At 60.5% G+C, this 23,032-nt stretch carries 19 protein-coding genes; 14 read left to right on the top strand and 5 right to left on the bottom strand.

What is annotated here, in order from left to right; genetic code table 11:
• A complete protein-coding gene (locus KVQ82_RS20430; RefSeq protein ID WP_025110318.1) occupies positions 1–537 on the bottom strand; it encodes an ATP-dependent zinc protease in 537 nt (178 codons plus the stop codon).
• A gap of 291 nt (positions 538–828) precedes the next feature.
• Here KVQ82_RS20430 and KVQ82_RS20425 point away from each other — a divergent pair, with 291 nt between their 5' ends.
• From KVQ82_RS20425 to prpD, 6 genes are all read left to right on the top strand, one after another.
• Entirely contained in the window at positions 829–1,551 is a 723-nt protein-coding gene (locus KVQ82_RS20425) for a GntR family transcriptional regulator (protein ID WP_174377155.1), read from the top strand.
• Complete coding sequence (prpB, locus tag KVQ82_RS20420) at positions 1,548–2,438, top strand: methylisocitrate lyase (protein WP_041067638.1); 891 nt, start codon at positions 1,548–1,550, stop codon at positions 2,436–2,438. Before KVQ82_RS20425 ends, prpB begins: the two co-directional genes overlap by 4 nt.
• Positions 2,439–2,584: 146 nt before the next feature.
• Positions 2,585–3,712: a 2-methylcitrate synthase gene (gene prpC, locus KVQ82_RS20415; RefSeq protein WP_222015476.1), complete on the top strand. Its 1,128-nt coding sequence runs from the start codon at positions 2,585–2,587 to the stop codon at positions 3,710–3,712.
• Positions 3,713–3,917: 205 nt separating this feature from the next.
• Positions 3,918–6,512, top strand: coding sequence for a Fe/S-dependent 2-methylisocitrate dehydratase AcnD (gene acnD / locus KVQ82_RS20410; protein WP_222015474.1), 2,595 nt, complete (start codon positions 3,918–3,920; stop codon positions 6,510–6,512).
• 54 nt (positions 6,513–6,566) lie between these two features.
• Positions 6,567–7,769 (top strand): 2-methylaconitate cis-trans isomerase PrpF, encoded by a 1,203-nt coding sequence (gene prpF, locus KVQ82_RS20405; protein WP_222015472.1) that lies wholly within the window; start codon positions 6,567–6,569, stop codon positions 7,767–7,769.
• Positions 7,770–7,945: 176 nt separating this feature from the next.
• Entirely contained in the window at positions 7,946–9,430 is a 1,485-nt protein-coding gene (gene prpD, locus KVQ82_RS20400) for a 2-methylcitrate dehydratase (RefSeq protein WP_222015470.1), read from the top strand.
• Between the two features lie 24 nt (positions 9,431–9,454).
• Here prpD and KVQ82_RS20395 read toward each other — a convergent pair whose 3' ends face one another.
• The 3 genes from KVQ82_RS20395 to KVQ82_RS20385 form a co-directional block, all read right to left on the bottom strand.
• Positions 9,455–10,777 carry an AAA-associated domain-containing protein gene (locus tag KVQ82_RS20395; RefSeq protein WP_041067653.1) on the bottom strand — a complete coding sequence of 441 codons (1,323 nt, stop codon included), beginning with the start codon at positions 10,775–10,777 and terminating at the stop codon, positions 9,455–9,457.
• A gap of 14 nt (positions 10,778–10,791) precedes the next feature.
• Positions 10,792–12,537 (bottom strand): ABC transporter permease subunit, encoded by a 1,746-nt coding sequence (locus tag KVQ82_RS20390; protein WP_222015468.1) that lies wholly within the window; start codon positions 12,535–12,537, stop codon positions 10,792–10,794.
• Positions 12,538–12,909: 372 nt separating this feature from the next.
• A complete protein-coding gene (locus KVQ82_RS20385) occupies positions 12,910–13,728 on the bottom strand; it encodes a pyruvate, water dikinase regulatory protein (protein WP_007960912.1) in 819 nt (272 codons plus the stop codon).
• Positions 13,729–13,902: 174 nt separating this feature from the next.
• On the opposite strand from KVQ82_RS20385, the gene ppsA reads away from it, so the two are divergent.
• The 8 genes from ppsA (at position 13,903) to KVQ82_RS20345 (ending at position 22,163) form a co-directional block, all read left to right on the top strand.
• Positions 13,903–16,278 carry a phosphoenolpyruvate synthase gene (ppsA, locus tag KVQ82_RS20380; RefSeq protein ID WP_041067660.1) on the top strand — a complete coding sequence of 792 codons (2,376 nt, stop codon included), beginning with the start codon at positions 13,903–13,905 and terminating at the stop codon, positions 16,276–16,278.
• Between the two features lie 185 nt (positions 16,279–16,463).
• The gene (locus tag KVQ82_RS20375; RefSeq protein WP_222015466.1) at positions 16,464–17,453 is read left to right on the top strand and encodes an alpha/beta fold hydrolase; all 990 of its coding nucleotides are present in this window, start codon (positions 16,464–16,466) and stop codon (positions 17,451–17,453) included.
• Positions 17,454–17,679: 226 nt separating this feature from the next.
• A complete protein-coding gene (gene rraA / locus KVQ82_RS20370) occupies positions 17,680–18,171 on the top strand; it encodes a ribonuclease E activity regulator RraA (protein ID WP_007960915.1) in 492 nt (163 codons plus the stop codon).
• Between the two features lie 22 nt (positions 18,172–18,193).
• Positions 18,194–19,189 carry a zinc transporter ZntB gene (locus tag KVQ82_RS20365; RefSeq protein ID WP_222015465.1) on the top strand — a complete coding sequence of 332 codons (996 nt, stop codon included), beginning with the start codon at positions 18,194–18,196 and terminating at the stop codon, positions 19,187–19,189.
• Positions 19,190–19,252: 63 nt separating this feature from the next.
• The gene (locus KVQ82_RS20360; protein WP_003223293.1) at positions 19,253–19,501 is read left to right on the top strand and encodes a hypothetical protein; all 249 of its coding nucleotides are present in this window, start codon (positions 19,253–19,255) and stop codon (positions 19,499–19,501) included.
• Positions 19,502–19,503: 2 nt separating this feature from the next.
• Positions 19,504–20,328, top strand: a complete 825-nt coding sequence (locus tag KVQ82_RS20355) for a mechanosensitive ion channel domain-containing protein (protein ID WP_007916401.1) — start codon at positions 19,504–19,506, stop codon at positions 20,326–20,328.
• 87 nt (positions 20,329–20,415) lie between these two features.
• Positions 20,416–21,006 carry an RNA polymerase sigma factor SigX gene (gene sigX / locus KVQ82_RS20350; RefSeq protein ID WP_011333251.1) on the top strand — a complete coding sequence of 197 codons (591 nt, stop codon included), beginning with the start codon at positions 20,416–20,418 and terminating at the stop codon, positions 21,004–21,006.
• Between the two features lie 107 nt (positions 21,007–21,113).
• Positions 21,114–22,163, top strand: coding sequence for an OmpA family protein (locus KVQ82_RS20345; protein ID WP_027613290.1), 1,050 nt, complete (start codon positions 21,114–21,116; stop codon positions 22,161–22,163).
• A gap of 96 nt (positions 22,164–22,259) precedes the next feature.
• Here the strand turns inward: KVQ82_RS20345 and cobA are convergent, their stop codons facing one another.
• On the bottom strand, positions 22,260–23,027 hold the full coding sequence (gene cobA / locus KVQ82_RS20340) for a uroporphyrinogen-III C-methyltransferase (protein WP_222015463.1): 768 nt from the start codon (positions 23,025–23,027) through the stop codon (positions 22,260–22,262).
• Positions 23,028–23,032 lie beyond the last annotated feature (5 nt).

Genomic DNA, 23,032 nt, shown 5'->3' with positions numbered 1-23,032 from the left:
TTACTCGGCGGTATGAGCGGCGATGGTGCAGGCGGGTTTGCCGGCAGCGTATTTAAGACTGGGGTCGACCAGCGCGTCGAAGCGTTTCAGCGCTTCGGAGCCGATCAAAAGCGGGTATTGGAACGCACTACGGTCGGTCAGGTTCACTTCGATGCTGCGCAGCGCCGTGCCCATGCAGATGTCCAGCTCGATCACCGGACGCGCGGTGTATTTCTTGCCTTCTTCCGGGTCGTAGTCGCCGGCGCGGCGCTTGATCTTGCTGACCCGGGCCAGCGGCCGTTCGATCGGGTGCGAATGCGCAGCGTCGATCGCCAGGTAGAAACGCACCCAGGACTCGCCGTTGCGTTTGAAGCGTTTGATGTCGCGGGCACTCAGCGAGGCGGTTTTGGCGCCGGTGTCGAGTTTGGCCGCGACTTGCAGATTGATGCCGTCAAGCGATGCATATTCGTTGAGGCCGTACACGGTTTTTTCCCCCGCCGCGGCGAGGCCGGGCAGGCAAAACAGCGCAAAAAATGTGGGGAAGGGCTTGAGTCTCATAAATCCTGGTGCGCAGCGTTCCGTTTTCGGTTCAGGTTCCTGGCAAAACTTGCGCAAGCGCCTGCGTGTGCCTATCAGCTTTTTATGACAAGCCGTACAAATGGCCAGCAAATGCGGGCGGCATTCTAGCACGGTGGTTTTATGGCGCCAGCGCTCGCGCCGGTCTATAACCCTTGGGGTTGTTGGAGAGGGTTATTAGACGATTGTCGACAATGTGGATTTATCCTTTGACTGATGCGGGCTAATTGGCTAGTTTTTGCCGCATTGGATTTTAAGGTGTCGACAATCATGCTGGATCAACTCGATCCCCCGGTCATCAGCGGCGACGATTCCGAGACGCTCTCGGAAAACGTCTTCCGGCGCATCCAGGCGGCCATCGTCAAAGGTGAGATCGCCCCCGGCAGCAAGATCTCCGAGCCGGAGCTGGCGCGCACCTACGGCATCAGTCGCGGGCCGCTGCGCGAGGCCATTCATCGGCTCGAAGGCCAACGCCTGCTGGTGCGCGTACCGCATGTCGGCGCGCGGGTGGTGTCGCTCAGCCACGCCGAATTGCTCGAACTCTACGAAATCCGCGAATCCCTCGAAGGCATGGCCTGCCGTCTGGCGGCCGAGCGCATGAGCGTCGAAGACATCGACGAACTGCGCCGGGTGCTGGAAACCCACGAGCGCGACGCGGCGTTTCAGGCCGGCGTCGGCTATTACCAGCAGGAAGGCGATTTCGACTTTCACTATCGAATCATTCAGGGCAGCGGCAACCGCACGCTGACGCAAATGCTCTGCGGCGAGCTGTATCAACTGGTGCGCATGTACCGCATCCAGTTTTCCACCACGCCCAATCGGCCACGTCAGGCCTTTGCCGAACACCACCGGATTCTCGATGCCATCGCCGACCGTGACGGCGAACTCGCGGAATTGTTGATGCGCCGCCACATCGGCGCCTCGAAACGCAACATCGCCCGTCATTACCAGGACGGCGCCGACAATAAGACAGCCACTGAACGAGGTGAGTCATGAGTTCCAAGCAGAACACTCCAGGCCAGCGTTTCCGCGATGCGGTCGCCAGCGAGCATCCATTGCAGGTGGTCGGCGCGATCAACGCCAACCACGCGCTGCTGGCCAAGCGTGCCGGTTTCAAGGCGATCTACCTGTCCGGTGGCGGGGTGGCTGCGGGCTCGCTCGGCGTGCCGGACCTGGGCATCACCGGTCTGGATGACGTGCTGACCGACGTGCGGCGCATTACCGACGTCTGCGACTTGCCGCTGCTGGTGGACGTCGACACCGGTTTCGGCGCCTCGGCGTTCAACGTGGCGCGCACCGTGAAGTCGATGATCAAGTTCGGCGCGGCGGCGATTCACATCGAAGACCAGGTCGGCGCCAAACGCTGCGGTCACCGTCCGAACAAGGAAATCGTCACCCAGCAGGAAATGGTCGACCGCATCAAGGCAGCGGTCGATGCCCGTACCGACGACAGCTTTGTGATCATGGCTCGCACTGACGCGCTGGCGGTTGAAGGTCTGGAGTCGGCACTGGATCGCGCCGCCGCGTGCATCGAGGCCGGCGCCGACATGATCTTCCCGGAAGCCATCACCGAACTTGAGATGTACAAGCTGTTCGCCAACCGGGTGAAGGCACCGATCCTCGCCAACATCACCGAGTTTGGCTCGACACCGCTGTACACCACCGAGCAACTGGCTGGCGCCGATGTGTCGCTGGTGCTGTACCCGCTGTCGGCGTTCCGCGCGATGAACAAGGCCGCGGAAAACGTCTACACCGCGATCCGCCGCGACGGCACCCAGCAGAATGTCATCGACACCATGCAAACACGCATGGAGCTTTACGATCGCATCGACTACCACACCTTCGAGCAGAAGCTCGATGCGTTGTTTGCCGCTAAAAAATAAAGGCGAAGATCAAAAGATCGCAGCCTCGTTTCACTCGACAGCTCCTACAGGAACGCGGTCGATGTAGGAGCTGCCGAAGGCTGCGATCTTTTGCCAACAACACCGTAATTGCAGATTCCCTAACAAATTCAAGATTGGAGACAGCAATGGCCGAAGCAAAAGTACTCAGTGGCGCCGGGCTCCGGGGCCAGGTTGCCGGGCAAACCGCACTGTCCACCGTGGGCCAGGCCGGTGCCGGGCTGACCTATCGCGGCTACGACGTGCGCGAACTGGCAGCCGACGCGCAGTTCGAAGAAGTGGCGTACCTGCTGCTGTACGGCGAACTGCCGAGCCAGGCGCAACTCGACGCTTACCAGCAAAAGCTGAGCAAGCTGCGCGATCTGCCGCAGGCACTGAAAGAAGTGCTCGAACGCATCCCTGCCGACGCTCACCCGATGGACGTCATGCGCACCGGTTGCTCGTTCCTCGGCAACCTCGAACCGGAGAAAGACTTCTCCGAGCAGCGCGACAAGACCGACCGTCTGCTCGCCGCTTTCCCGGCGATCATGTGCTACTGGTATCGCTTCAGTCACGACGGCAAACGCATCAACTGCGTCAGTGATGAGCCATCGATTGGCGGCCACTTCTTGCACCTGTTGCACGACAAGAAGCCGAGCGAACTGCACGTCAAAGTGATGAACGTGTCGCTGATTCTGTACGCCGAACACGAATTCAACGCCTCGACGTTTACCGCTCGCGTTTGTGCATCGACCCTGTCCGACCTGTATTCCTGCGTTACCGCGGCCATCGGTTCGTTGCGCGGCCCGCTGCACGGTGGCGCCAACGAAGCGGCGATGGAAATGATCGAGCGCTTCTCGTCGCCGGAAGAGGCGATCAAGGGCACCCTCGGCATGCTCGAGCGCAAGGACAAGATCATGGGCTTCGGCCACGCAATCTATAAGGACAGCGATCCGCGCAACGAGGTGATCAAGGGCTGGTCGAAAAAACTCGCCGACGAGGTCGGTGACAAGGTGTTGTTCGCGGTTTCCGAAGCCATCGACAAGACCATGTGGGAGCAGAAAAAACTGTTCCCCAATGCCGACTTCTACCATGCCTCGGCGTACCACTTCATGGGCATCCCGACCAAGCTGTTCACGCCGATCTTCGTCTGCTCGCGCCTGACCGGCTGGGCCGCGCACGTGTTCGAACAGCGTGCCAACAACCGCATCATCCGTCCGAGCGCCGAGTACGTCGGCGTTGAACAGCGCAAGTTCGTGCCAATCGAACGTCGCTGAATGGTGAGGACTGAACACTGATCCAGAGGTTCACCGAGGACCCTGTGGGAGCTGGCTTGCCAGCGATGACTGAGTCACATCCAACCTTGATGTCGACTGACCCACCGCTATCGCTGGCAAGCCAGCTCCCACAGGGTTTGGTGTGAACTTCAAGATCAGTGTCCAGCTCACCCTTTGAAACCACCGTGACCCGAGTCCTGACCCGATGAACACAGCATTCCGCAAAAACCTGCCCGGCAGTTCCCTGGATTATTTCGACGTCCGCGCGGCGGTCGAGGCGATTCAGCCCGGCAGTTACGACACCCTGCCGTACACCTCCCGCGTGCTGGCGGAGAACCTGGTGCGTCGCTGCGACCCGGCCACGCTCACCGATTCTCTCAAGCAACTGATCGAACGCAAACGCGACCTCGACTTCCCGTGGTTCCCGGCGCGTGTGGTCTGCCACGACATTCTCGGCCAGACCGCGCTCGTGGACCTCGCCGGCCTGCGTGACGCGATTGCCCAGCAGGGTGGCGACCCGGCGCAGGTCAACCCGGTGGTGCCGACGCAACTGATCGTCGACCACTCGCTGGCGGTGGAGGCCGGCGGTTTCGACAAGCAGGCGTTCGAGAAGAACCGCGCCATCGAAGACCGGCGCAACGAAGACCGTTTTCACTTCATCAACTGGACCAAAAAGGCCTTCAAGAACGTCGACGTGATCCCGCCGGGCAACGGCATCATGCACCAGATCAACCTGGAGAAAATGTCTCCGGTGATTCAGGTGCGTGACGGCGTGGCGTTCCCCGACACCTGCGTCGGCACCGACAGCCACACCCCGCACGTCGATGCGCTGGGCGTGATCGCCATCGGCGTCGGTGGCCTCGAAGCCGAGAGCGTGATGCTCGGCCGCGCCTCGTGGATGCGCCTGCCGGAGAGCGTCGGCGTCGAACTGACCGGCAAGCTGCAACCGGGCATCACCGCCACCGACATGGTGCTGGCCCTGACCGAGTACCTTCGCAAACAGAAAGTCGTCGGCGCCTGGCTGGAGTTCTTCGGCGAAGGCGCCTCGGCGCTGACCCTCGGCGACCGCGCGACCATCTCCAACATGGCCCCGGAGTACGGCGCTACCGCCGCGATGTTCTACATCGACCAGCAGACCATCGACTACCTGAAACTCACCGGTCGCGAAGACCAGCAAGTGCAGCTCGTCGAGCAGTACGCCAGACTCAACGGCTTGTGGGCCGACAGCCTGAAAGGCGCGCAATACGAGCGCGGCCTGAGTTTCGATCTGTCGTCGGTGGTGCGCAACATGGCCGGCCCGAGTAACCCGCACGCCCGCGTCGCGGTGTCGGATCTGGCGGCCAAAGGCATTTCCGGGCAGTGGGATGACGTGCCGGGGCAAATGCCCGATGGCGCGGTGATCATCGCGGCCATCACCAGCTGCACCAACACCAGCAACCCGCGCAACGTGATCGCCGCCGGCCTCTTGGCGCGCAACGCCAACAAGCTTGGGCTGACGCGCAAACCGTGGGTCAAATCCTCGCTGGCACCAGGGTCGAAAACCGTCGCGCTGTATCTCGATGAAGCGGGGCTGACCACGGAGCTGGAGCAACTCGGTTTCGGCGTCGTCGCGTTTGCCTGCACCACTTGCAACGGCATGTCCGGCGCCCTCGATCCGGTGATCCAGCAAGAGATCATCGACCGCGATCTGTATGCGACGGCCGTGCTCTCCGGCAACCGCAACTTTGACGGCCGCATTCACCCGTACGCCAAGCAGGCGTTCCTCGCGTCGCCGCCGCTGGTGGTCGCTTACGCCATCGCCGGGACCATCCGTTTCGACATTGAAAAAGACGTGCTCGGCGTGGTCGATGGCAAGGAAATCCGCCTGAAAGACATCTGGCCGAGCGACGAAGAAATCGACGCCGTGGTGAAGTCGTCGGTCAAGCCGGAGCAATTCCGTCAGGTCTACATTCCGATGTTCGCCATCCACGAAGACACCGGCCCGAAAGTCGCGCCGCTGTACGACTGGCGCGAGATGAGCACCTACATCCGCCGGCCGCCATACTGGGAAGGCGCGCTGGCCGGCGCCCGTCCGTTGAAGGGCATGCGCCCGCTGGCGGTGCTGCCGGACAACATCACCACCGATCACCTGTCGCCCTCGAACGCGATCATGCTCGACAGCGCCGCCGGCGAATACCTGGCGAAAATGGGCCTGCCGGAAGAGGACTTCAACTCGTACGCCACGCACCGTGGCGACCACCTGACCGCGCAGCGTGCAACCTTCGCCAACCCGAAACTGTTCAACGAAATGGTTCAGGAAAACGGCAAGGTCAAGCAAGGCTCGCTGGCCCGCGTTGAGCCGGAAGGCAAGGTGATGCGCATGTGGGAAGCCATCGAAACCTACATGGAGCGCAAGCAGCCGTTGATCATCATTGCCGGCGCCGACTACGGCCAGGGCTCGTCCCGCGACTGGGCGGCGAAAGGCGTGCGTCTGGCAGGCGTGGAAGCGATCGTCGCCGAAGGCTTCGAGCGTATCCACCGCACCAACCTGGTGGGCATGGGCGTGTTGCCGCTGGAATTCAAACCGGGCACCGACCGCAAGACCCTTGGTATCGACGGCAGCGAAACCTACGACGTGATCGGCGCCCGCACACCGCGCGCCGACCTGACGCTGGTGATCCATCGAAAGAACGGTGAGCGCGTCGAAGTGCCGGTGACCTGCCGCCTCGACACCGCCGAAGAAGTGTCGATCTACGAGGCCGGCGGCGTGCTGCAACGCTTCGCTCAGGACTTCCTCGAAGAGTCGGCGGTTGCCGTTTAAATCACGTAGTGCGAGCGCGGGTCGGTTGACCCGCGTTTGCGGATAAGGAGCACCATGGCTCACGCAGCTAAGTTCGCACCGCAGATCAAAATACCCGCCACCTACATGCGCGGCGGCACCAGCAAAGGCGTGTTTTTCAGCCTCAAGGATCTTCCCGAAGCCGCGCAGATTCCCGGCCCGGCCCGCGATGCCTTGCTGCTGCGGGTGATCGGCAGCCCCGACCCGTACGACAAGCAGATCGACGGCATGGGCGGCGCCACCTCGAGCACCAGCAAAACCGTGATCCTGTCGAAAAGCATCAAGGCTGATCACGACGTCGATTACCTGTTCGGTCAGGTCTCCATCGACAAACCGTTCGTGGACTGGAGCGGCAACTGCGGCAACCTCTCGGCAGCGGTCGGTTCGTTCGCCATCAGCAATGGTCTGGTGGAGGCCAGCCGCATTCCGCACAACGGCGTCGCGGTGGTGCGCGTGTGGCAGGCCAACATCGGCAAGACCATCATCGCCCATGTGCCGATCACCAACGGCGAAGTGCAGGAGACCGGTGATTTCGAACTCGACGGCGTGACCTTTCCGGCGGCCGAAGTGCAGGTCGAATTTATGGACCCGGCGGCGGAAGAAGAGGGCGGCGGCGGTTCGATGTTCCCCACCGGCAACCTGATCGATCAGCTGGAGGTGCCGGGTGTCGGCACGTTCCAGGCGACCATGATCAACGCCGGCATCCCGACGATTTTCGTCAACGCCGCAGACATCGGCTACACCGGCACCGAACTGCAAAGCGCGATCAACAGCGACCCGAAAGCGCTGCAGATGTTCGAGACCATCCGCGCCTACGGTGCGTTGCGCATGGGCCTGATTTCGAGTCTGGATGAGGCGGCCAAGCGGCAGCACACGCCGAAAGTCGCGTTTGTCGCCAAGCCTGCGGATTACGTCGCGTCCAGCGGCAAATCGATTGCTGCCGCTGATGTCGATCTGCTGGTGCGTGCGTTGTCGATGGGCAAACTGCACCACGCGATGATGGGCACGGCAGCGGTGGCGATCGGGACGGCGGCGGCGATTTCCGGGACGCTGGTGAATCTCGCGGCGGGCGGTGTCGAGCGCAACGCTGTGCGCTTCGGCCATCCTTCCGGCACCCTGCGCGTGGGTGCCGAGGCCAGCCTGGAAAACGGTGAGTGGGTGGTAAAAAAGGCCATCATGAGCCGCAGTGCGCGGGTGCTGATGGAAGGCTTCGTCCGCATCCCCGGCGACTCCTTCTGAATCCAGCACCGAACAGAACTGTAGGAGCTGCCGCAGGCTGCGATCTTTTGATTTTGCTTTTCAAGATCAAAAGATCGCAGCCTGCGGCAGCTCCTACAGAGATTGCTTTTCAAAAATAAAAATCCATCGCCTGAACCGAGGTCCCATCAACGAACCACTGCAAGAGTGAATCGAACATGAGCGCCAACGTCGACCTGAACAACCGCCCCGACTACGACCGTGTCCTGCAGGACATCGCCGATTACGTCCTCACCTTCAACATCGAATCTGCCGAAGCCCTCGACACCGCCCGCAACTGCCTGATGGACACGTTGGGCTGTGGCCTGCTGGCGCTGCGGTTCCCTGAATGCACGAAACACCTCGGCCCCATTGTCGAGGGCACCGTCGTGCCATTCGGGGCGCGCGTGCCTGGCACTCCCTATCGCCTGGATCCGGTGAAAGCCGCGTGGGACATCGGCTGCATCGTGCGCTGGCTCGACTACAACGACACCTGGCTTGCGGCTGAATGGGGGCATCCGTCGGACAATCTCGGCGGGATTCTCGCGGTGGCTGATCACCTGTCGCAGAAACGTATCGCCAACGGCGAAGCGCCACTGACCGTGCGCGACGTGCTCGAAGCGATGATCATGGCCCACGAGATTCAAGGCGTGATCGCTCTGGAAAATTCGTTCAACCGCGTCGGCCTCGACCACGTTCTACTGGTGAAAGTCGCTTCGACCGCCGTCACCGCCAAACTGATGGGCGCCCGTCGCGAACAACTGCTGTCGGCGTTGTCCCATGCGTTCGCCGATGGTCAGGCGCTGCGCACTTATCGTCATGCGCCGAACGCCGGGTCGCGCAAGTCCTGGGCGGCGGGGGATGCGACCAGCCGCGGCGTGCGTCTGGCCGACATCGCGCTACGCGGCGAGATGGGCATTCCCGGGGTGTTGACGGCCAAACAGTGGGGCTTCTACGACGTATCGTTCAGCCACACCAACAACAATCTGGCGCTCAAGCAGGAAGGCAAACGCACCTTCAGTTTCTCGCGGCCCTACGGCAGTTACGTCATGGAAAACGTGCTGTTCAAGATCAGCTTCCCCGCCGAGTTCCATGCGCAAACGGCCTGCGAAGCGGCGGTGACCTTGCATCCGTTGGTGCGCAACCGCTTGCATGAAATCGACCGCATCGTCATCACCACCCATGAGTCAGCGATTCGCATCATCTCCAAGGTCGGGCCGCTGGCCAACGCCGCCGACCGCGATCACTGCCTGCAGTACATGACCGCCGTGCCGCTGGCGTTCGGCAATCTGCTGGCCGAGCAGTACGAGGACGACTTCCACGCCGCGCACCCGATCATCGATGTGCTGCGCGAGAAGATGGTCATCGTCGAAGACCCGCGTTTCACCCGCGAATATCTGGAGGCTGACAAGCGCTCGATTGCCAACGCGGTGCAGGTGTTTTTCAAGGACGGGACGAGTACCGAGAACGTGTTGGTCGAATACCCGATCGGCCATCGTCGGCGCCGGGTCGATGGCATCCCGTTGCTGGAGGACAAGTTCAAGGCCAACCTGGCGACGCGTTTCACCGCGCAGCGCAGCAACGAGATCTTCACCCTGTGCAAGGATCAGCAAGCGCTCGAAGCCACACCGGTCAATCGCTTCGTCGATCTGTTCGTGATCTAGACGCAGTGCCCGAGATGACGAGGGCTACAGGCTGCCCTCGACGTCCTCCAGGCTGAAGGTTTCGGTGTGGTCGTCGTAGGAGAAAATTTCCGCGTAACGGCCCCAGGCGATCACCACTTCCAGGGTTTTCTCGACGAACGCTTCGGTCAGCGAATCCTGCAGTTCCTGCTCGAAACGCACCCGTGGCGCGCGGTGACCGTTGCGCTCCAGCAGTACCTGGCGGATGCGCGCGGCCAGCGGCACATGGCGAATCAGATGTTCGGCGAACAGGGTTTTGCGCTCTTGGGTGCCGTAGTCAGCGAACAGTTTGCCGGCCTCGGTCAGGGTGATGTCGGCGCCCTTGAGTTCGGCAAAACCGAGGTGTTCGATCATTTCGGCCACCGGAAACAGGTCATCGACCTCCAGCAAGCGCCGTTCGGCCACGGTGGGCAGGCCGGCATGGCCGTTGTAGGGTTCGGCGGCGATCGTTTCGATCAGGCCGGCCATCAGGTTGGTCGAGACCTCCGGCAGCGGGCTGCTCATTTTCAGCTCGGGCTTGCCGGCGCTGGCGTCGGCGCTGCGGCGGTCGGTCATCTGCGCGTAAATGTCATCGACCATCTGCCGGAAAGTCGGATCGAGACGATTGCGTGGGTGGGCGAACGGTACCTTGATTTCCGCCACTACACGTCCGGGGTTGGACGACAGCACCAGAATGCGGTCGCACATCAGCACCGCCTCCTCGATGTTGTGGGTGACGATCAGGATCGATTTGATTGGCAATTGCTTGCCGCTCCACAAGTCCAGCAGATCGGTCCTCAAGGTTTCGGCGGTCAGAACGTCCAGCGCCGAAAACGGTTCGTCCATCAGTAACAAAGTCGGGTTGACCACCAGGGCGCGGGCGAATCCGACGCGCTGGCGCATGCCACCGGACAGCTCGCGAGGGTAGGCGTTTTCGAAACCGTCGAGGCCGATCAGGTCGATGGCGGCCAGCGCGCGCTTGCGCGCAGCTTTGCGTTCGACCTGCAAGGCTTGCAGGCCGGCCTCGACGTTTTCCAGTACGGTCAGCCACGGGAACAATGCAAAAGTCTGGAACACCATGGCCACGCCTTCGGCCGGGCCGTGCAGCGGCTGGCCGTTGTACAGGACTGTGCCTGACGACGGTTCGATCAGTCCGGCGATAATCCGCAGCAACGTCGACTTGCCGGAGCCGGAGCGGCCGAGCATGCCGACGATCTCGCCTTCGCGCAGGGTCAGATCGACCCCGCTGAGCACTTGCAGTTCTTCCTTGCCCTTGCCAAACACCCGGTTCACGTCGTTGAGCGCATAGATTTCCGGGCTGGCGGCGGTTGGTTCGGTGTAGGTATTCATCGCAGCGAATCCCGTTAATTCAGTCGGAGTTTGTTTTCGGCGACGGCGTACATCGGTCGCCAGACCAAGCGATTGAAGGCCACGACGAAGATCGCCATCACCACCACGCCCAGAGTGATTTTCGGAAAGTCGCCGGCGGCGGTGGTCTGGGCGATGTAGGCGCCCAGACCGTGGGCGACGACCTTGTCCTGCCCCCAGGAAACGAATTCGGAAACGATGCTGGCGTTCCACGCACCGCCCGAAGCGGTGATGGCGCCGGTCACGTAGTACGGGAAGATCCCCGGCAGCATCACCTTGCGCCACCACAGCCAGCCGCGAATGCGGAAGTTGGTTGCAGCCTCCTTGTAATCATTGGGGAAGGCGCTGGCCCCGGCGATCACGTTGAACAGGATGTACCACTGGGTGCCGAGCACGATCAGCGGGCTGAGCCAGATGTCCGGGTTCAACTGGTAGCGCAGGATGACGATGACGAACACCGGAAACAGCAGGTTGGCCGGGAACGCGGCGAGAAACTGCGCCAGCGGCTGGATCTTCTCCGCCAGCGCCGGGCGCAGGCCGATCATCACGCCAAGTGGCACCCAGATCAGCGAGGCGATGAAAATCAGCCCCGCCACCCGCAGCAGGGTGTAGAACCCCAGCAGCAACACGTGACCGACTTCGGCGATCGTCACCTCGGTGCCGACATACAGCACGATGTGGTACAGCGCATAAACGGTCAGCAGCGCGATCAGCGCGCCCCAGATCCAGTCGATTCTCCTGGATGTCGCCGGGTTGTCAGAGGTCATCGCCTGACGCGCCGCGCGTGGCAGGTTCAAGCGCATGTTGCCCAGCCGGCTGATGGCGCGGCTGAACGGGCGCAGCAGGCGTTGGATCAAGCGGGTGCGCTGGATCAGGTTCAGCACCCAGGACTCAGGTGCGGCGGTCTGTGAGGCGGTGTTCTCCATGCGGAACTTGTCGGCCCAGGACACCAGCGGGCGGAACAGGAACTGGTCGTAGATCAGGATCACTACGATCATCGTCAGGATCACGCAGCCCACCGCGTGCAGGTCTTTCTGCGCGATCGCCAACGCCAGATACGAGCCGATGCCTGGCAGGGTGATGGTCTGGTCACCGACGGTGATCGCTTCCGACGCCACCACGAAGAACCAGCCGCCGGACATGCTCATCATCATGTTCCAGATCAATCCGGGCATGGCGAACGGCACGTCGAGTTTCCAGAATCGCTGCCAGCCGGACAGTTGCAGGTTGGTCGACACCTCCACCAGATCCCGCGGCAGCATGCGCAGCGACTGGTAGAAGCTGAAGGTCATGTTCCATGCCTGACTGGTGAAAATCGCAAAGATCGCGGCGAACTCTGCGCCGAGCACCCGGCCGGGAAACAACAGCAGAAAGAAGGTCACGGTGAACGAGATGTAGCCCAGCACCGGCACCGATTGCAGGATATCGAGCACCGGCACCAGCAGTTTTTCCGCGCGGCGGCTTTTTGCGGCCAGGGTGCCGTAAAGCAGGGTGAACACCAATGCCGCGACCATCGCCGCAAGCATGCGCAGGGTAGTGCGCATGGCGTATTCCGGCAGGTTGCCCGGGTCGAGGGAAATCACTTCGCTCTGCAAGGTGGCGATGGGCGCCCAGGTTTCCCGGGCGGTGATCGAGAAAAACAGCAGGAAGCCGATCACCAGCGGCATGGCGATCAGATCCCAGCGATTGGGCAGCAAGCGCCGGGCCGTGGCCGGGATGTAGTGACGGAACACTTTCTTCATACGCAGTGATTCCAGCGGTTTCCAAAGGGCGCGGCAGTCTGAGCGTAGCTTCTGTCTGCACGACCCACCGAGAATGAGCGGATGCTCGTTCTTCAGGTTCAAGTGGGAAGTGAATGTTGCGGACCTGGCGCATTCGACAGGCCGGAAGGGCAGGCATAGCGGGGGTTTCAGCCCGGATGCGCTGCTTGCGCGGATTGTATGTTTTGCGATGTTACAAAGACGTAAAGAACCTGTCGGTTTTGGGTGAAGAAATTTTCACGTGCAGGGTGCCGCGTCGCGAGCCGCCGGACCGGCAGCGGCTTGATCGAGTGGAATGCTGACCAGTGTGGGAGCGAGCGTGCTCGTGAAGGCGCCAGAGCAGGCACCGCAACGCTATTTGAAACGCCGCTCGACGCCTTTCTCCACCAGAATCTTCGCCGAAATCTCTTCCACCGAAAAATGCGTGGAGTTGATGTGCGGGATGTTCTCGCGGCGGAACAGGTTTTCCACTTCGCGCACTTCGAATTCGCATTGGGCGTAGCTCGAATAGCGGCTGTTGGGCTTGCGTTCGTTGCGAATCGCGGTGAGGCGGTCCGGGTCGATGGTCAGGCCGAACAGTTTGTGCTGATGGGCGCGCAGGGCGGTTGGCAGGGTCAGACGCTCCATGTCGTCTTCGGTCAACGGGTAGTTGGCCGCGCGGATGCCGAATTGCATCGCCATGTACAGGCACGTCGGCGTCTTACCACATCGCGACACGCCCACTAGTATCAGGTCGGCCTTGTCGTAATAGTGGGTGCGTGCGCCGTCATCGTTGTCGAGGGCGAAGTTCACCGCCTCGATACGCTCCATGTAATTGGAGTTGTGGCCGATCGAATGCGACTTGCCGACGGTGTAGGAGGAATGCTCGGTCAGCTCCTGTTCGAGCGGGGCGAGGAAGGTCGAGAAGATGTCGATCATGAAACCATTGGACGTTGCGAGAATCTCACGGATGTCCTGATTGACGATGGTGTCGAAGATGATCGGGCGGAAGCCGTCGGTTTCAGCGGCTTTGTTGATTTGTTGTACCATGGCCCGCGCTTTGTCCGCGTTGTCGATATACGGCCGCGTGAGCTTGGTGAAGGTAATGTTTTCGAACTGCGCCAGAAGGCTTTGACCCAGGGTTTCGGCGGTAATGCCGGTGCCATCGGAGATAAAGAAAGCAGATCGTTTCATTTGCACCTTGGGCCTTAAGCTAATGAGCATTCTTGGATATGATAGGCGCGATTTGCCGGCCGCCATTGGCCCGCATTCTCACTTATTTTCCAGGTCCAGGCCATACAGCCGGCCAACGCTCCCCCGAGCTGCCGGTTTCTGAGCTTTTCCAACACAGTTAGTGGAGAGATCACCTTGGTAGAGTACGTAGTTTCCCTCGATAAGCTCGGCAAACACGATGTTGAGCATGTGGGGGGCAAGAACGCATCCCTGGGCGAGATGATCAGCAACCTGGCGGGTGCCGGTGTGTCGGTCCCCGGCGGCTTTGCCACCACCGCGCAGGCCTATCGCGACTTTCTCGAACTGAGCGGCCTCAACGACCAGATCCACAAGGCTCTCGACGCCCTGGACGTCGATGACGTCAACGCGCTGGCCAAGACCGGTGCACAGATCCGTCAATGGATCATGGAAGCCGAATTCCCCGAAAAACTGAATACCGAGATCCGCACCGCGTTCGCTGCGCTGTCGGCCGGTAACCCTGACGTGGCCGTGGCCGTGCGCTCTTCCGCCACCGCCGAAGACTTGCCGGACGCCTCGTTCGCCGGTCAGCAGGAAACCTTCCTGAACATCCGTGGCGTGGAAAACGTTATCCGCGCCGCCAAAGAGGTGTTCGCTTCGCTGTTCAACGACCGCGCCATCTCCTACCGCGTGCACCAGGGCTTCGACCACAAACTGGTCGCCCTGTCGGCTGGCGTGCAGCGCATGGTGCGTTCGGAAACCGGCACCGCCGGTGTGATGTTCACCCTCGATACCGAATCCGGTTTCCGTGACGTGGTGTTCATCACCGGCGCCTACGGTCTGGGCGAAACCGTCGTCCAAGGCGCGGTCAACCCGGATGAGTTCTACGTGCACAAAGGCACGCTGGAGGCGGGTCGCCCGGCGATCCTGCGGCGCAACCTGGGCAGCAAAGCCATCAAGATGATCTATGGCGACGAGGCCAAGGCCGGTCGTTCGGTGAAGACCGTCGATGTCGACAAGGCTGAACGCGCACGTTTCTGCCTGACCGACGCTGAAGTCAGCGAGCTGGCCAAGCAGGCGATGATCATCGAGAAGCACTACGGCTGCCCGATGGACATCGAGTGGGCCAAGGACGGTGACGACGGCAAGCTGTACATCGTGCAGGCCCGTCCGGAAACCGTGAAGAGCCGCACCCAGGCCAACGTCATGGAACGTTACCTGCTGAAAGAAACCGGCACCGTGCTGGTTGAGGGGCGTGCCATTGGCCAGCGCATCGGCGCCGGCAAAGTGCGGATCATCAAGGACGTCTCGGAAATGGACAAAGTCCAGGCCGGCGACGTGCTGGTCTCCGACATGACCGACCCGGACTGGGAGCCGGTGATGAAACGCGCCAGCGCCATCGTCACCAACCGTGGCGGCCGTACCTGTCACGCGGCGATCATCGCCCGTGAACTGGGGATTCCGGCGGTGGTGGGTTGCGGCAACGCCACCCAACTGCTGAAGGATGGCCAGGGCGTGACCGTGTCCTGCGCCGAAGGCGACACCGGTTACATCTTCGAAGGCGAACTGGGCTTCGACGTCAAGAAGAACTCCGTGGACGCGATGCCGGAGCTGCCGTTCAAGATCATGATGAACGTCGGCAACCCGGACCGCGCCTTCGACTTCGCGCAGTTGCCGAACGCCGGTGTCGGCCTGGCCCGTCTGGAGTTCATCATCAATCGAATGATCGGTGTGCACCCGAAAGCGCTGTTGAATTACGACGGCCTGCCGCAGGAAATCAAGGACAGCGTCGACAAGCGCATCGCCGGTTACCACGATCCGGTCGGTTTCTACGTCGAAAAACTGGTGGAAGGCATCAGCACCCTCGCGGCCGCGTTCTGGCCGAAGAAGGTCATCGTGCGTCTGTCGGACTTCAAGTCCAACGAGTACGCCAACCTGATCGGCGGCAAGCTGTACGAGCCGGAAGAAGAAAACCCGATGCTCGGCTTCCGTGGTGCTTCGCGTTACATCAGCGAATCGTTCCGTGACTGCTTCGAGCTCGAATGCCGCGCGCTGAAGCGTGTGCGCAATGAGATGGGCCTGACCAACGTCGAAATCATGGTGCCGTTCGTCCGTACCCTCGGCGAAGCCAGCCAGGTGGTCGATCTGCTCGCCGAAAACGGCTTGGCCCGTGGCGACAACGGCCTGCGCGTGATCATGATGTGCGAACTGCCATCCAACGCGATTCTCGCTGAAGAATTCCTCGAATTCTTTGACGGTTTCTCCATCGGTTCCAACGACCTGACCCAGCTGACCCTGGGCCTGGACCGTGACTCCGGGATCATCGCGCACCTGTTCGACGAGCGTAATCCGGCGGTCAAGAAGCTGCTGGCCAACGCGATTGCCGCGTGCAACAAGGCCGGCAAGTACATCGGCATTTGCGGTCAGGGCCCTTCGGATCACCCGGACCTGGCCAAATGGCTGATGGAGCAGGGCATCGAAAGCGTGTCGCTGAACCCGGACTCCGTACTGGAAACCTGGTTCTTCCTCGCCGAAGGTCAGGCGCAGGCTTGATCAATATGTGAACGGCCCGCTCCCCTTGTGGGAGCAGAACCTGCTCGTGAAGACGGAGCAACATTCATCAGTGATGTTGGCTGACACTCCGCTTTCGCGAGCAGGCTGGCTCCCACGGGAGGCGGGTTTGAGATTTTAGTAGGGCGGGCTCCTGTAGATGCCGCCCTTTTTTGTGCAAGAGCATTATGCAAAGCAGCAGCAACCTGTTTCCTGTCGCCCTGATCAGCGCCGAACGTCGCGGTGATCTGAGCGAAGATGTCTATCGACTCAAACCCGGCAACAGTCCCGACTGGTCCGTGGAAATCGCCGTGACCCGCTTGGGCATGGCGGATGATACGGCGCCGCGCGGCGTGCCGGTGATTTTGCTGCATGGCAGTTTTTCCAACCGGCGCTTCTGGTTTTCCCCCAAAGGCCTGGGCCTGGGCGCTTACCTGACGCGTCTGGGCTTCGACGTGTGGATCCCGGAGATGCGCGGCCACGGCCTGTCGCAGCGCAACGAGGACTACCGGCGCAACCGCGTGGCTGACTACGCCCGTTACGATCTGCCGGCGATTGCCGCGTTTGTCCGTGAGCAGAGCGGGCAGGTCCCGCACTGGATCGGCCATTCGCTGGGTGGCATTACCCTGGCGGCGGCGCTCGGTGGCGAATACCTCGGCGAGCCGGCGGTGGCCTCGGCGGCGTTTTTCGGCACGCAGGTCAGCCGCACTTATTGGCCGTTGAAGATTCCGCCGGTGGAGTGGAGCGGGCGCTTCATTCTCAAGCGTTTCGCGCAATTGTCCGGCTCCCGCCTCAAGCGCGGCCCGGAAGACGAACCCATCGGTCTGGCGCTGGAAAGCATGCGCTGGTACGGCCTGTTCGGGCGTTTTGGCGACAAGGACAAGGATTGGTGGGCAGGGCTTGCCGAGGTTCAGGTGCCAGCGCTGGCCGTGACGGCGGCGGGGGATCACCAGGATCCGGCGTGGGCCTGTCGCAAACTGTTCGAGCAGATCGGCTCCGAGCACAAACAGTTCGTCAATCTGGGGCGCGAGCAGGGCTTCAGCGACAACTTCGGGCATGTCGAGATGCTGGTGAGCAAAGCGGCGCAGGCTGAGGTCTGGCCACTGGTGGCGCGTTGGTTGAGCGATCAGCAGACGCCGTTGCTCGGCGACAAGCCGGATCTTGCTGCTGCGGTCTGAGCCGGGTGCTCTGAAAAGGGCATTTCGTTCAGGTCGGCTTGCGGCTAAGATATGACGCATTGTGCGGTTCTGGTCATATTTGGTGGCTGTTTAGCTATTACGTTTCAGCGTTTGTTCAGGTTCGTTCAGCGACCATTGCATGAACTAAGGTAAACAGCGACCGCCGGGACTCGTTTCAACAGAGTGCGACATCCTAGATCGTCTTCCTTTTTACAGGAGTTTTTCGATGAACCATTACCTTACGCCTGACCTGTGCGACGCCTATCCGGAGCTGGTGCAGGTGCTGGAACCGATGTTCAGCAATTTCGGCGGCCGTGATTCCTTCGGCGGCGAAATCGTGACCATCAAATGTTTCGAAGACAACTCGCTGGTCAAGGAACAGGCCGAACTCAAGGGCAACGGCAAGGTGCTGGTGGTCGATGGCGGCGGTTCGCTGCGCCGCGCGCTGCTGGGCGACATGATCGCCGAGAAAGCTGCGAAAAACGGCTGGGAAGGGATGGTCATCTACGGTTGCATCCGTGATGTCGACGTTATTGCCCAGACCGATCTCGGCGTTCAGGCGTTGGCCAGCCATCCGATGAAGACCGAAAAACGTGGCATCGGCGATCTCAACGTAGCGGTGACTTTCGCCGGCGTGACGTTCCATCCGGGCCAATACATCTATGCGGACAACAACGGCGTGATCGTTTCGCCGAGCCCGCTGCAGATGCCTGAATAAAGTTTTCGACAAAGGGATGCGGATGTTCGAGGAAGAAAACGCGCAGTGGGGGCTGGTGCACGCCCTGGTGCTGGACGGTAAAGGCGGTGCGCGTTCGATTGCCCGGACTGAACTCGACGATCTGCAGCTGCAGGCCCATGAGAGCCTGTGGCTGCATTGGGATCGCAGTCATCCGCAAACCCAGACCTGGCTGCGCAAATCCAGCGGCCTGAATGAGTTCGCCTGCGACTTGCTGCTGGAGGAAAACACTCGGCCGCGCCTGCTGCCGTTGCCGGATGCCGAGTTGCTGCTGTTTCTGCGCGGGGTCAACCTCAACCCGGGGGCCGAGCCGGAAGACATGGTCTCGGTGCGGATTTTCGCCTCCGCCCAGCGCGTCATCTCGCTGCGTCTGCGCCCGTTGCGCGCCACCGATGAACTGCTGGCGCTGCTGAGCGAAGGCAAAGGATCGAAAACCTCCTCTGAGCTGATCCTGTACCTGGCGCAATTCCTCACCCACAAGGTGCAGGATCTGGTCACGTGCCTGTCGGAACTGGTCGATGAAGAGGAAGAAAAGCTCGATGCCGACGAACGGTATACCCCCGAACATGGCTCGATTTTGCACATCCGTCGCAGGGCGGCCGGACTGAAGCGTTTTCTGGCGCCGCAGCGGGATATTTTCGGACAACTGACGCGGATAAAACTGCCGTGGTTTGTCGATGATGATGCTGACTACTGGAACGAATTGAACAACAGCCTGACCCGCTATCTCGAAGAGTTGGAACTGACCCGAGAGCGCATGGGGCTTGTGCTGGAGGCCGAAGACCGGCGTTTGAACGTGCGCATGAATCGCACGATGTACCGCTTCGGCATCATCACCTGCATCTTTTTGCCGATGAGTTTTATCACCGGTCTTTTGGGTATCAACGTGGGCGGCATTCCGTTCTCGAGCAGCCCTTATGGTTTCCTGATTGCCTGTCTGACAGTGCTGGCGATGGCCATCGGTCAATGGTGGTTATTCCGCCGTTTGCGCTGGGTGTGAATATGCAACATGTGACCCGACCAAATTTGCCCGCGTCTTTCACAGACATCACGAGAGGTGCGTATGCACGATCCGTTTGAACAGTCTTTGCGCGACATGCTCAACGCCTCGCCGTCCAGCCGCGACGACGATGCCTGCCTGGGTCGCGTACTCAAAACCGCCAACCGCCAGGTGGGCGCCGGTGATCTGTTCAGCCTGCTGGGCCGCTGGTTACCCGCGCTGATGATCGCCCTGAATAACGGATCGGCCCACGTTTCGCCGGTTTCCCGTCTTCGTAAAACTACTGCACGCACTGCTGATAAGGCTGATTGAATATGGAACTTGATCTCTGGACTCAGAGCCTCGTCACTGCAATGACTGCGTTGTGGACCAAAGTCGCCAATTTCATCCCGAACCTGTTCGGCGCACTGGTGGTGCTGCTGTTGGGCTTCGTGGTGGCCAAGTTGCTCGATACCCTGCTGTCCAAGCTGCTGGCCAAGCTGGGCCTTGATCGCCTGATGGGCGGCACCGGTCTGACCAAATTGATGTCGCGAGCCGGCCTGCAAGTGCCGATTTCGACTTTGATTGGCAAGATCGTTTACTGGTTCGTTCTGCTGATTTTTCTGGTTTCTGCAGCAGAGTCCCTTGGACTTGAGCGAGTTTCAGCTACGCTGGACATGCTGGCGTTGTATTTGCCGAAAGTTTTCGGCGCCGCGCTGGTGTTGCTGGTGGGTGTTTTGCTCGCGCAATTGGCCAACGGCCTCGTGCGCGGGGCGGCAGAAGGTGTAGGGCTGGACTACGCTTCGGGTTTGGGCCGCATTGCCCAGGGGCTGGTGATCATCATCAGCATCTCGGTCGCGATCAGTCAGCTTGAGGTCAAGACCGACCTGCTGAACCATGTAATCGTCATCGTATTGATTACCGTTGGTCTGGCCGTAGCGCTGGCCATGGGGTTGGGAAGCCGGGAAATTGCCGGTCAGATTCTTGCGGGAATCTATGTGCGTGAGTTGTACCAGGTTGGGCAACAAGTGCGTGTTGGTGAGGTCGAAGGCCAGATCGAAGAGATCGGCACGGTTAAAACCACATTGCTGACCGATGAGGGTGAGCTAGTCTCACTTTCCAATCGGATCCTGCTGGAACAGCATGTGAGTAGCCGCTAACCCGGCAAACCCTGCTAATGTATGCCGCCGCAAAATGCCCTGAGAGGGGTGCGGCGGACATTGACCTGACTGTCGGCACGACTTGTTTTGAATAAAGCCCAAACGCTATCCACGCGCTATGACCCCCGTGAGCTCTCTGATGAGGAGCTGGTCGCGCGCTCGCATACCGAGCTGTTTCACGTGACGCGCGCCTATGAAGAGCTGATGCGGCGTTACCAGAGAACATTATTTAACGTTTGTGCGAGATATCTTGGGAACGATCGCGACGCAGACGATGTCTGTCAGGAAGTGATGCTTAAGGTGCTGTATGGCCTGAAGAACTTCGAGGGGAAATCGAAGTTCAAAACCTGGCTCTACAGCATCACGTATAACGAATGCATCACGCAGTATCGGAAGGAACGGCGAAAGCGTCGCTTGATGGACGCCTTGAGTCTGGACCCGCTGGAAGAAGCGTCGGAAGAAAAGGCGCCGAAACCTGAGGAGAAGGGCGGACTCGATCGCTGGCTGGTGTATGTGAACCCGATTGACCGTGAAATTCTGGTGCTACGATTTGTCGCAGAGCTGGAGTTTCAGGAGATCGCAGACATCATGCACATGGGTTTGAGTGCGACAAAAATGCGGTACAAACGTGCTCTAGACAAATTGCGTGAGAAATTTGCAGGCATTGCTGAAACTTAGTTCAGCGCAAATATCTCTTACGTGTAGGCAAGTTCTGATAGACTTGCCGCCGAGTTGTCCCCCGGTTTGCGGGACTGCTTCACAATCACCAGATGGGGATTTAACGGATGAAACTGAAAAACACCTTGGGCTTGGCCATTGGTTCTCTTATTGCCGCTACTTCGTTCGGCGCACTGGCACAAGGCCAAGGCGCAGTTGAAGGCGAGATCAACTACAAGAAGCAGTACAACGACAGCATTGATCATGTCGAAGACGGCTTCAACCCAGGCGCCAAAATCGGTTACTTCCTGACCGATGACGTCTCGATCAACTTCGGCTGGGATCGTAACAACCACACCCGTTCGAACGACGGTACCGGCAGCCAGAAACTGCGTGGTGACAACTTCGGTCTGACCGCTCAATACCACTTCAACAACGCTGGCGACGCTCTGCGTCCATACGTTGAAGGTGGCGTTAAGCACGGCAACCTGACCAACGTAGCTGCTGACGGCCACACCGGTCGCGACCAGTCGACTTTCCTGACTGCTGGCGCTGGCGTTAAGTACTACTTCGCCGAAAACTTCTTCGCCCGTGCTGGCGTAGAAGCTGACTACAAACTGGACAACGGCCGTTGGGACTACGCTCCATCGGTTGGTCTGGGTGTGAACTTCGGTGGCGGCGGCAAGCCAGCTGCTGCTCCAGTTCCAGCTCCGGCTGAAGTCTGCTCCGACAGCGACAACGACGGCGTTTGCGACAACGTTGACAAGTGCCCGGACACCCCAGCCAACGTAACTGTTGACGCTGATGGCTGCCCAGCAGTTGCTGAAGTTGTTCGTGTAGAGCTGGACGTGAAATTCGACTTCGACAAGTCGGTCGTCAAGCCAAACAGCTACGCTGACATCAAGAACCTGGCTGACTTCATGAAGCAGTACCCAGCCACTCACACCACTGTTGAAGGTCACACTGACTCCGTCGGTCCTGACGCTTACAACCAGAAACTGTCCGAGCGTCGTGCAAACGCCGTTAAGCAAGTTCTGACCCAGCAGTACGGTGTTGAGTCGTCCCGCGTTCAGTCGATCGGCTACGGCGAATCCCGCCCAGTTGCTGACAACAAAACTGAAGCTGGCCGTGCTGTTAACCGTCGCGTAGAAGCGCAGGTTGAAGCTCAAGCTAAGTAATTAGCTGCCGCTACGAGAAAAGCCCGGCTCAGGCCGGGCTTTTCTTTGCCTGCGATTTGGCTTTGAAGCTATAAAGATCGCAGCCTGCGGCAGCTCCTACACGGTATCCGCACACATCCTGTAGGAGCTGCCGAAGGCTGCGATCCTTTGATCTTCTGCAAAGGCAGCCACTGCACCAATGACCAGAATGGCCGGGCTCTTCAGTCCAAACCTGCAAGCGTCGTCACCCATGCTCATCAGATCACTGCGGCACTCGCGCTGTTCTGGCAGAGAGGCATTTTCGATCATCGCCACTGGCATATCCGCCGCCATCCCGCCCGCCAACAACTGATCGCGGATCTCGTCCAGTTTGGCCACCCCCATGTAGATCACCAGTGTCGTACCGCCTTGCGCCAGCGCCTGCCAGTTCAATTGGCTATCGTCCTGGGTATGCGCGGTGACTAGCGTCACCCCGCGCGCCACACCGCGCAACGTCAGCGGAATATCACACTGTGTCGCGCCAGCAAGGCCGGCGGTAATGCCGTTGACCAGCTCGACCTCAACCCCACGTTCGCGCAACCACTGCGCCTCCTCACCACCACGGCCGAAAATGCACGGGTCACCGCCCTTGAGCCGCACCACGCATAGGCCTTGGCGGGCATAACGCAGCATCAGCCGATGGATGAAGGCCTGCGGCGTCGAGCGACAGCCACCGCGCTTGCCCACGGCAATGATTCGCGCCGTAGGGCAATGCTCCAGCAGGGCGTCATTGACCAGATCGTCAATCAACACCACCTCTGCTTCGCGCAACGCGCGTACCGCTTTGAGCGTCAGTAACTCGGGATCACCGGGGCCTGCGCCCACCAGCCAGACTTTTGCATTCATGGTGT

It is taken from the genome of Pseudomonas sp. AO-1 (assembly GCF_019775695.1).
Lineage (GTDB): Bacteria > Pseudomonadota > Gammaproteobacteria > Pseudomonadales > Pseudomonadaceae > Aquipseudomonas > Aquipseudomonas parakoreensis.
The sequence above is the reverse complement of the archived record's forward strand: the minus strand, read 5'-3'. Positions and strand labels throughout refer to the sequence as shown.

Bases quoted from the DNA above. Each gene is read 5' to 3' on its own strand.
- KVQ82_RS20360 (WP_003223293.1), top strand. From the start codon at position 19,253: ATGCACGATCCGTTTGAACAGTCTTTGCGCGACATGCTCAACGCCTCG.
- cobA (WP_222015463.1), bottom strand. From the start codon at position 23,027: ATGAATGCAAAAGTCTGGCTGGTGGGCGCAGGCCCCGGTGATCCCGAG.
- acnD (WP_222015474.1), top strand. From the start codon at position 3,918: ATGAACACAGCATTCCGCAAAAACCTGCCCGGCAGTTCCCTGGATTAT.
- KVQ82_RS20375 (WP_222015466.1), top strand. From the start codon at position 16,464: ATGCAAAGCAGCAGCAACCTGTTTCCTGTCGCCCTGATCAGCGCCGAA.
- KVQ82_RS20390 (WP_222015468.1), bottom strand. From the start codon at position 12,537: ATGAAGAAAGTGTTCCGTCACTACATCCCGGCCACGGCCCGGCGCTTG.
- prpF (WP_222015472.1), top strand. From the start codon at position 6,567: ATGGCTCACGCAGCTAAGTTCGCACCGCAGATCAAAATACCCGCCACC.
- KVQ82_RS20430 (WP_025110318.1), bottom strand. From the start codon at position 537: ATGAGACTCAAGCCCTTCCCCACATTTTTTGCGCTGTTTTGCCTGCCC.
- prpB (WP_041067638.1), top strand. From the start codon at position 1,548: ATGAGTTCCAAGCAGAACACTCCAGGCCAGCGTTTCCGCGATGCGGTC.
- prpD (WP_222015470.1), top strand. From the start codon at position 7,946: ATGAGCGCCAACGTCGACCTGAACAACCGCCCCGACTACGACCGTGTC.
- KVQ82_RS20365 (WP_222015465.1), top strand. From the start codon at position 18,194: ATGTTCGAGGAAGAAAACGCGCAGTGGGGGCTGGTGCACGCCCTGGTG.
- rraA (WP_007960915.1), top strand. From the start codon at position 17,680: ATGAACCATTACCTTACGCCTGACCTGTGCGACGCCTATCCGGAGCTG.
- KVQ82_RS20385 (WP_007960912.1), bottom strand. From the start codon at position 13,728: ATGAAACGATCTGCTTTCTTTATCTCCGATGGCACCGGCATTACCGCC.
- KVQ82_RS20355 (WP_007916401.1), top strand. From the start codon at position 19,504: ATGGAACTTGATCTCTGGACTCAGAGCCTCGTCACTGCAATGACTGCG.
- KVQ82_RS20345 (WP_027613290.1), top strand. From the start codon at position 21,114: ATGAAACTGAAAAACACCTTGGGCTTGGCCATTGGTTCTCTTATTGCC.
- prpC (WP_222015476.1), top strand. From the start codon at position 2,585: ATGGCCGAAGCAAAAGTACTCAGTGGCGCCGGGCTCCGGGGCCAGGTT.
- KVQ82_RS20395 (WP_041067653.1), bottom strand. From the start codon at position 10,777: ATGAATACCTACACCGAACCAACCGCCGCCAGCCCGGAAATCTATGCG.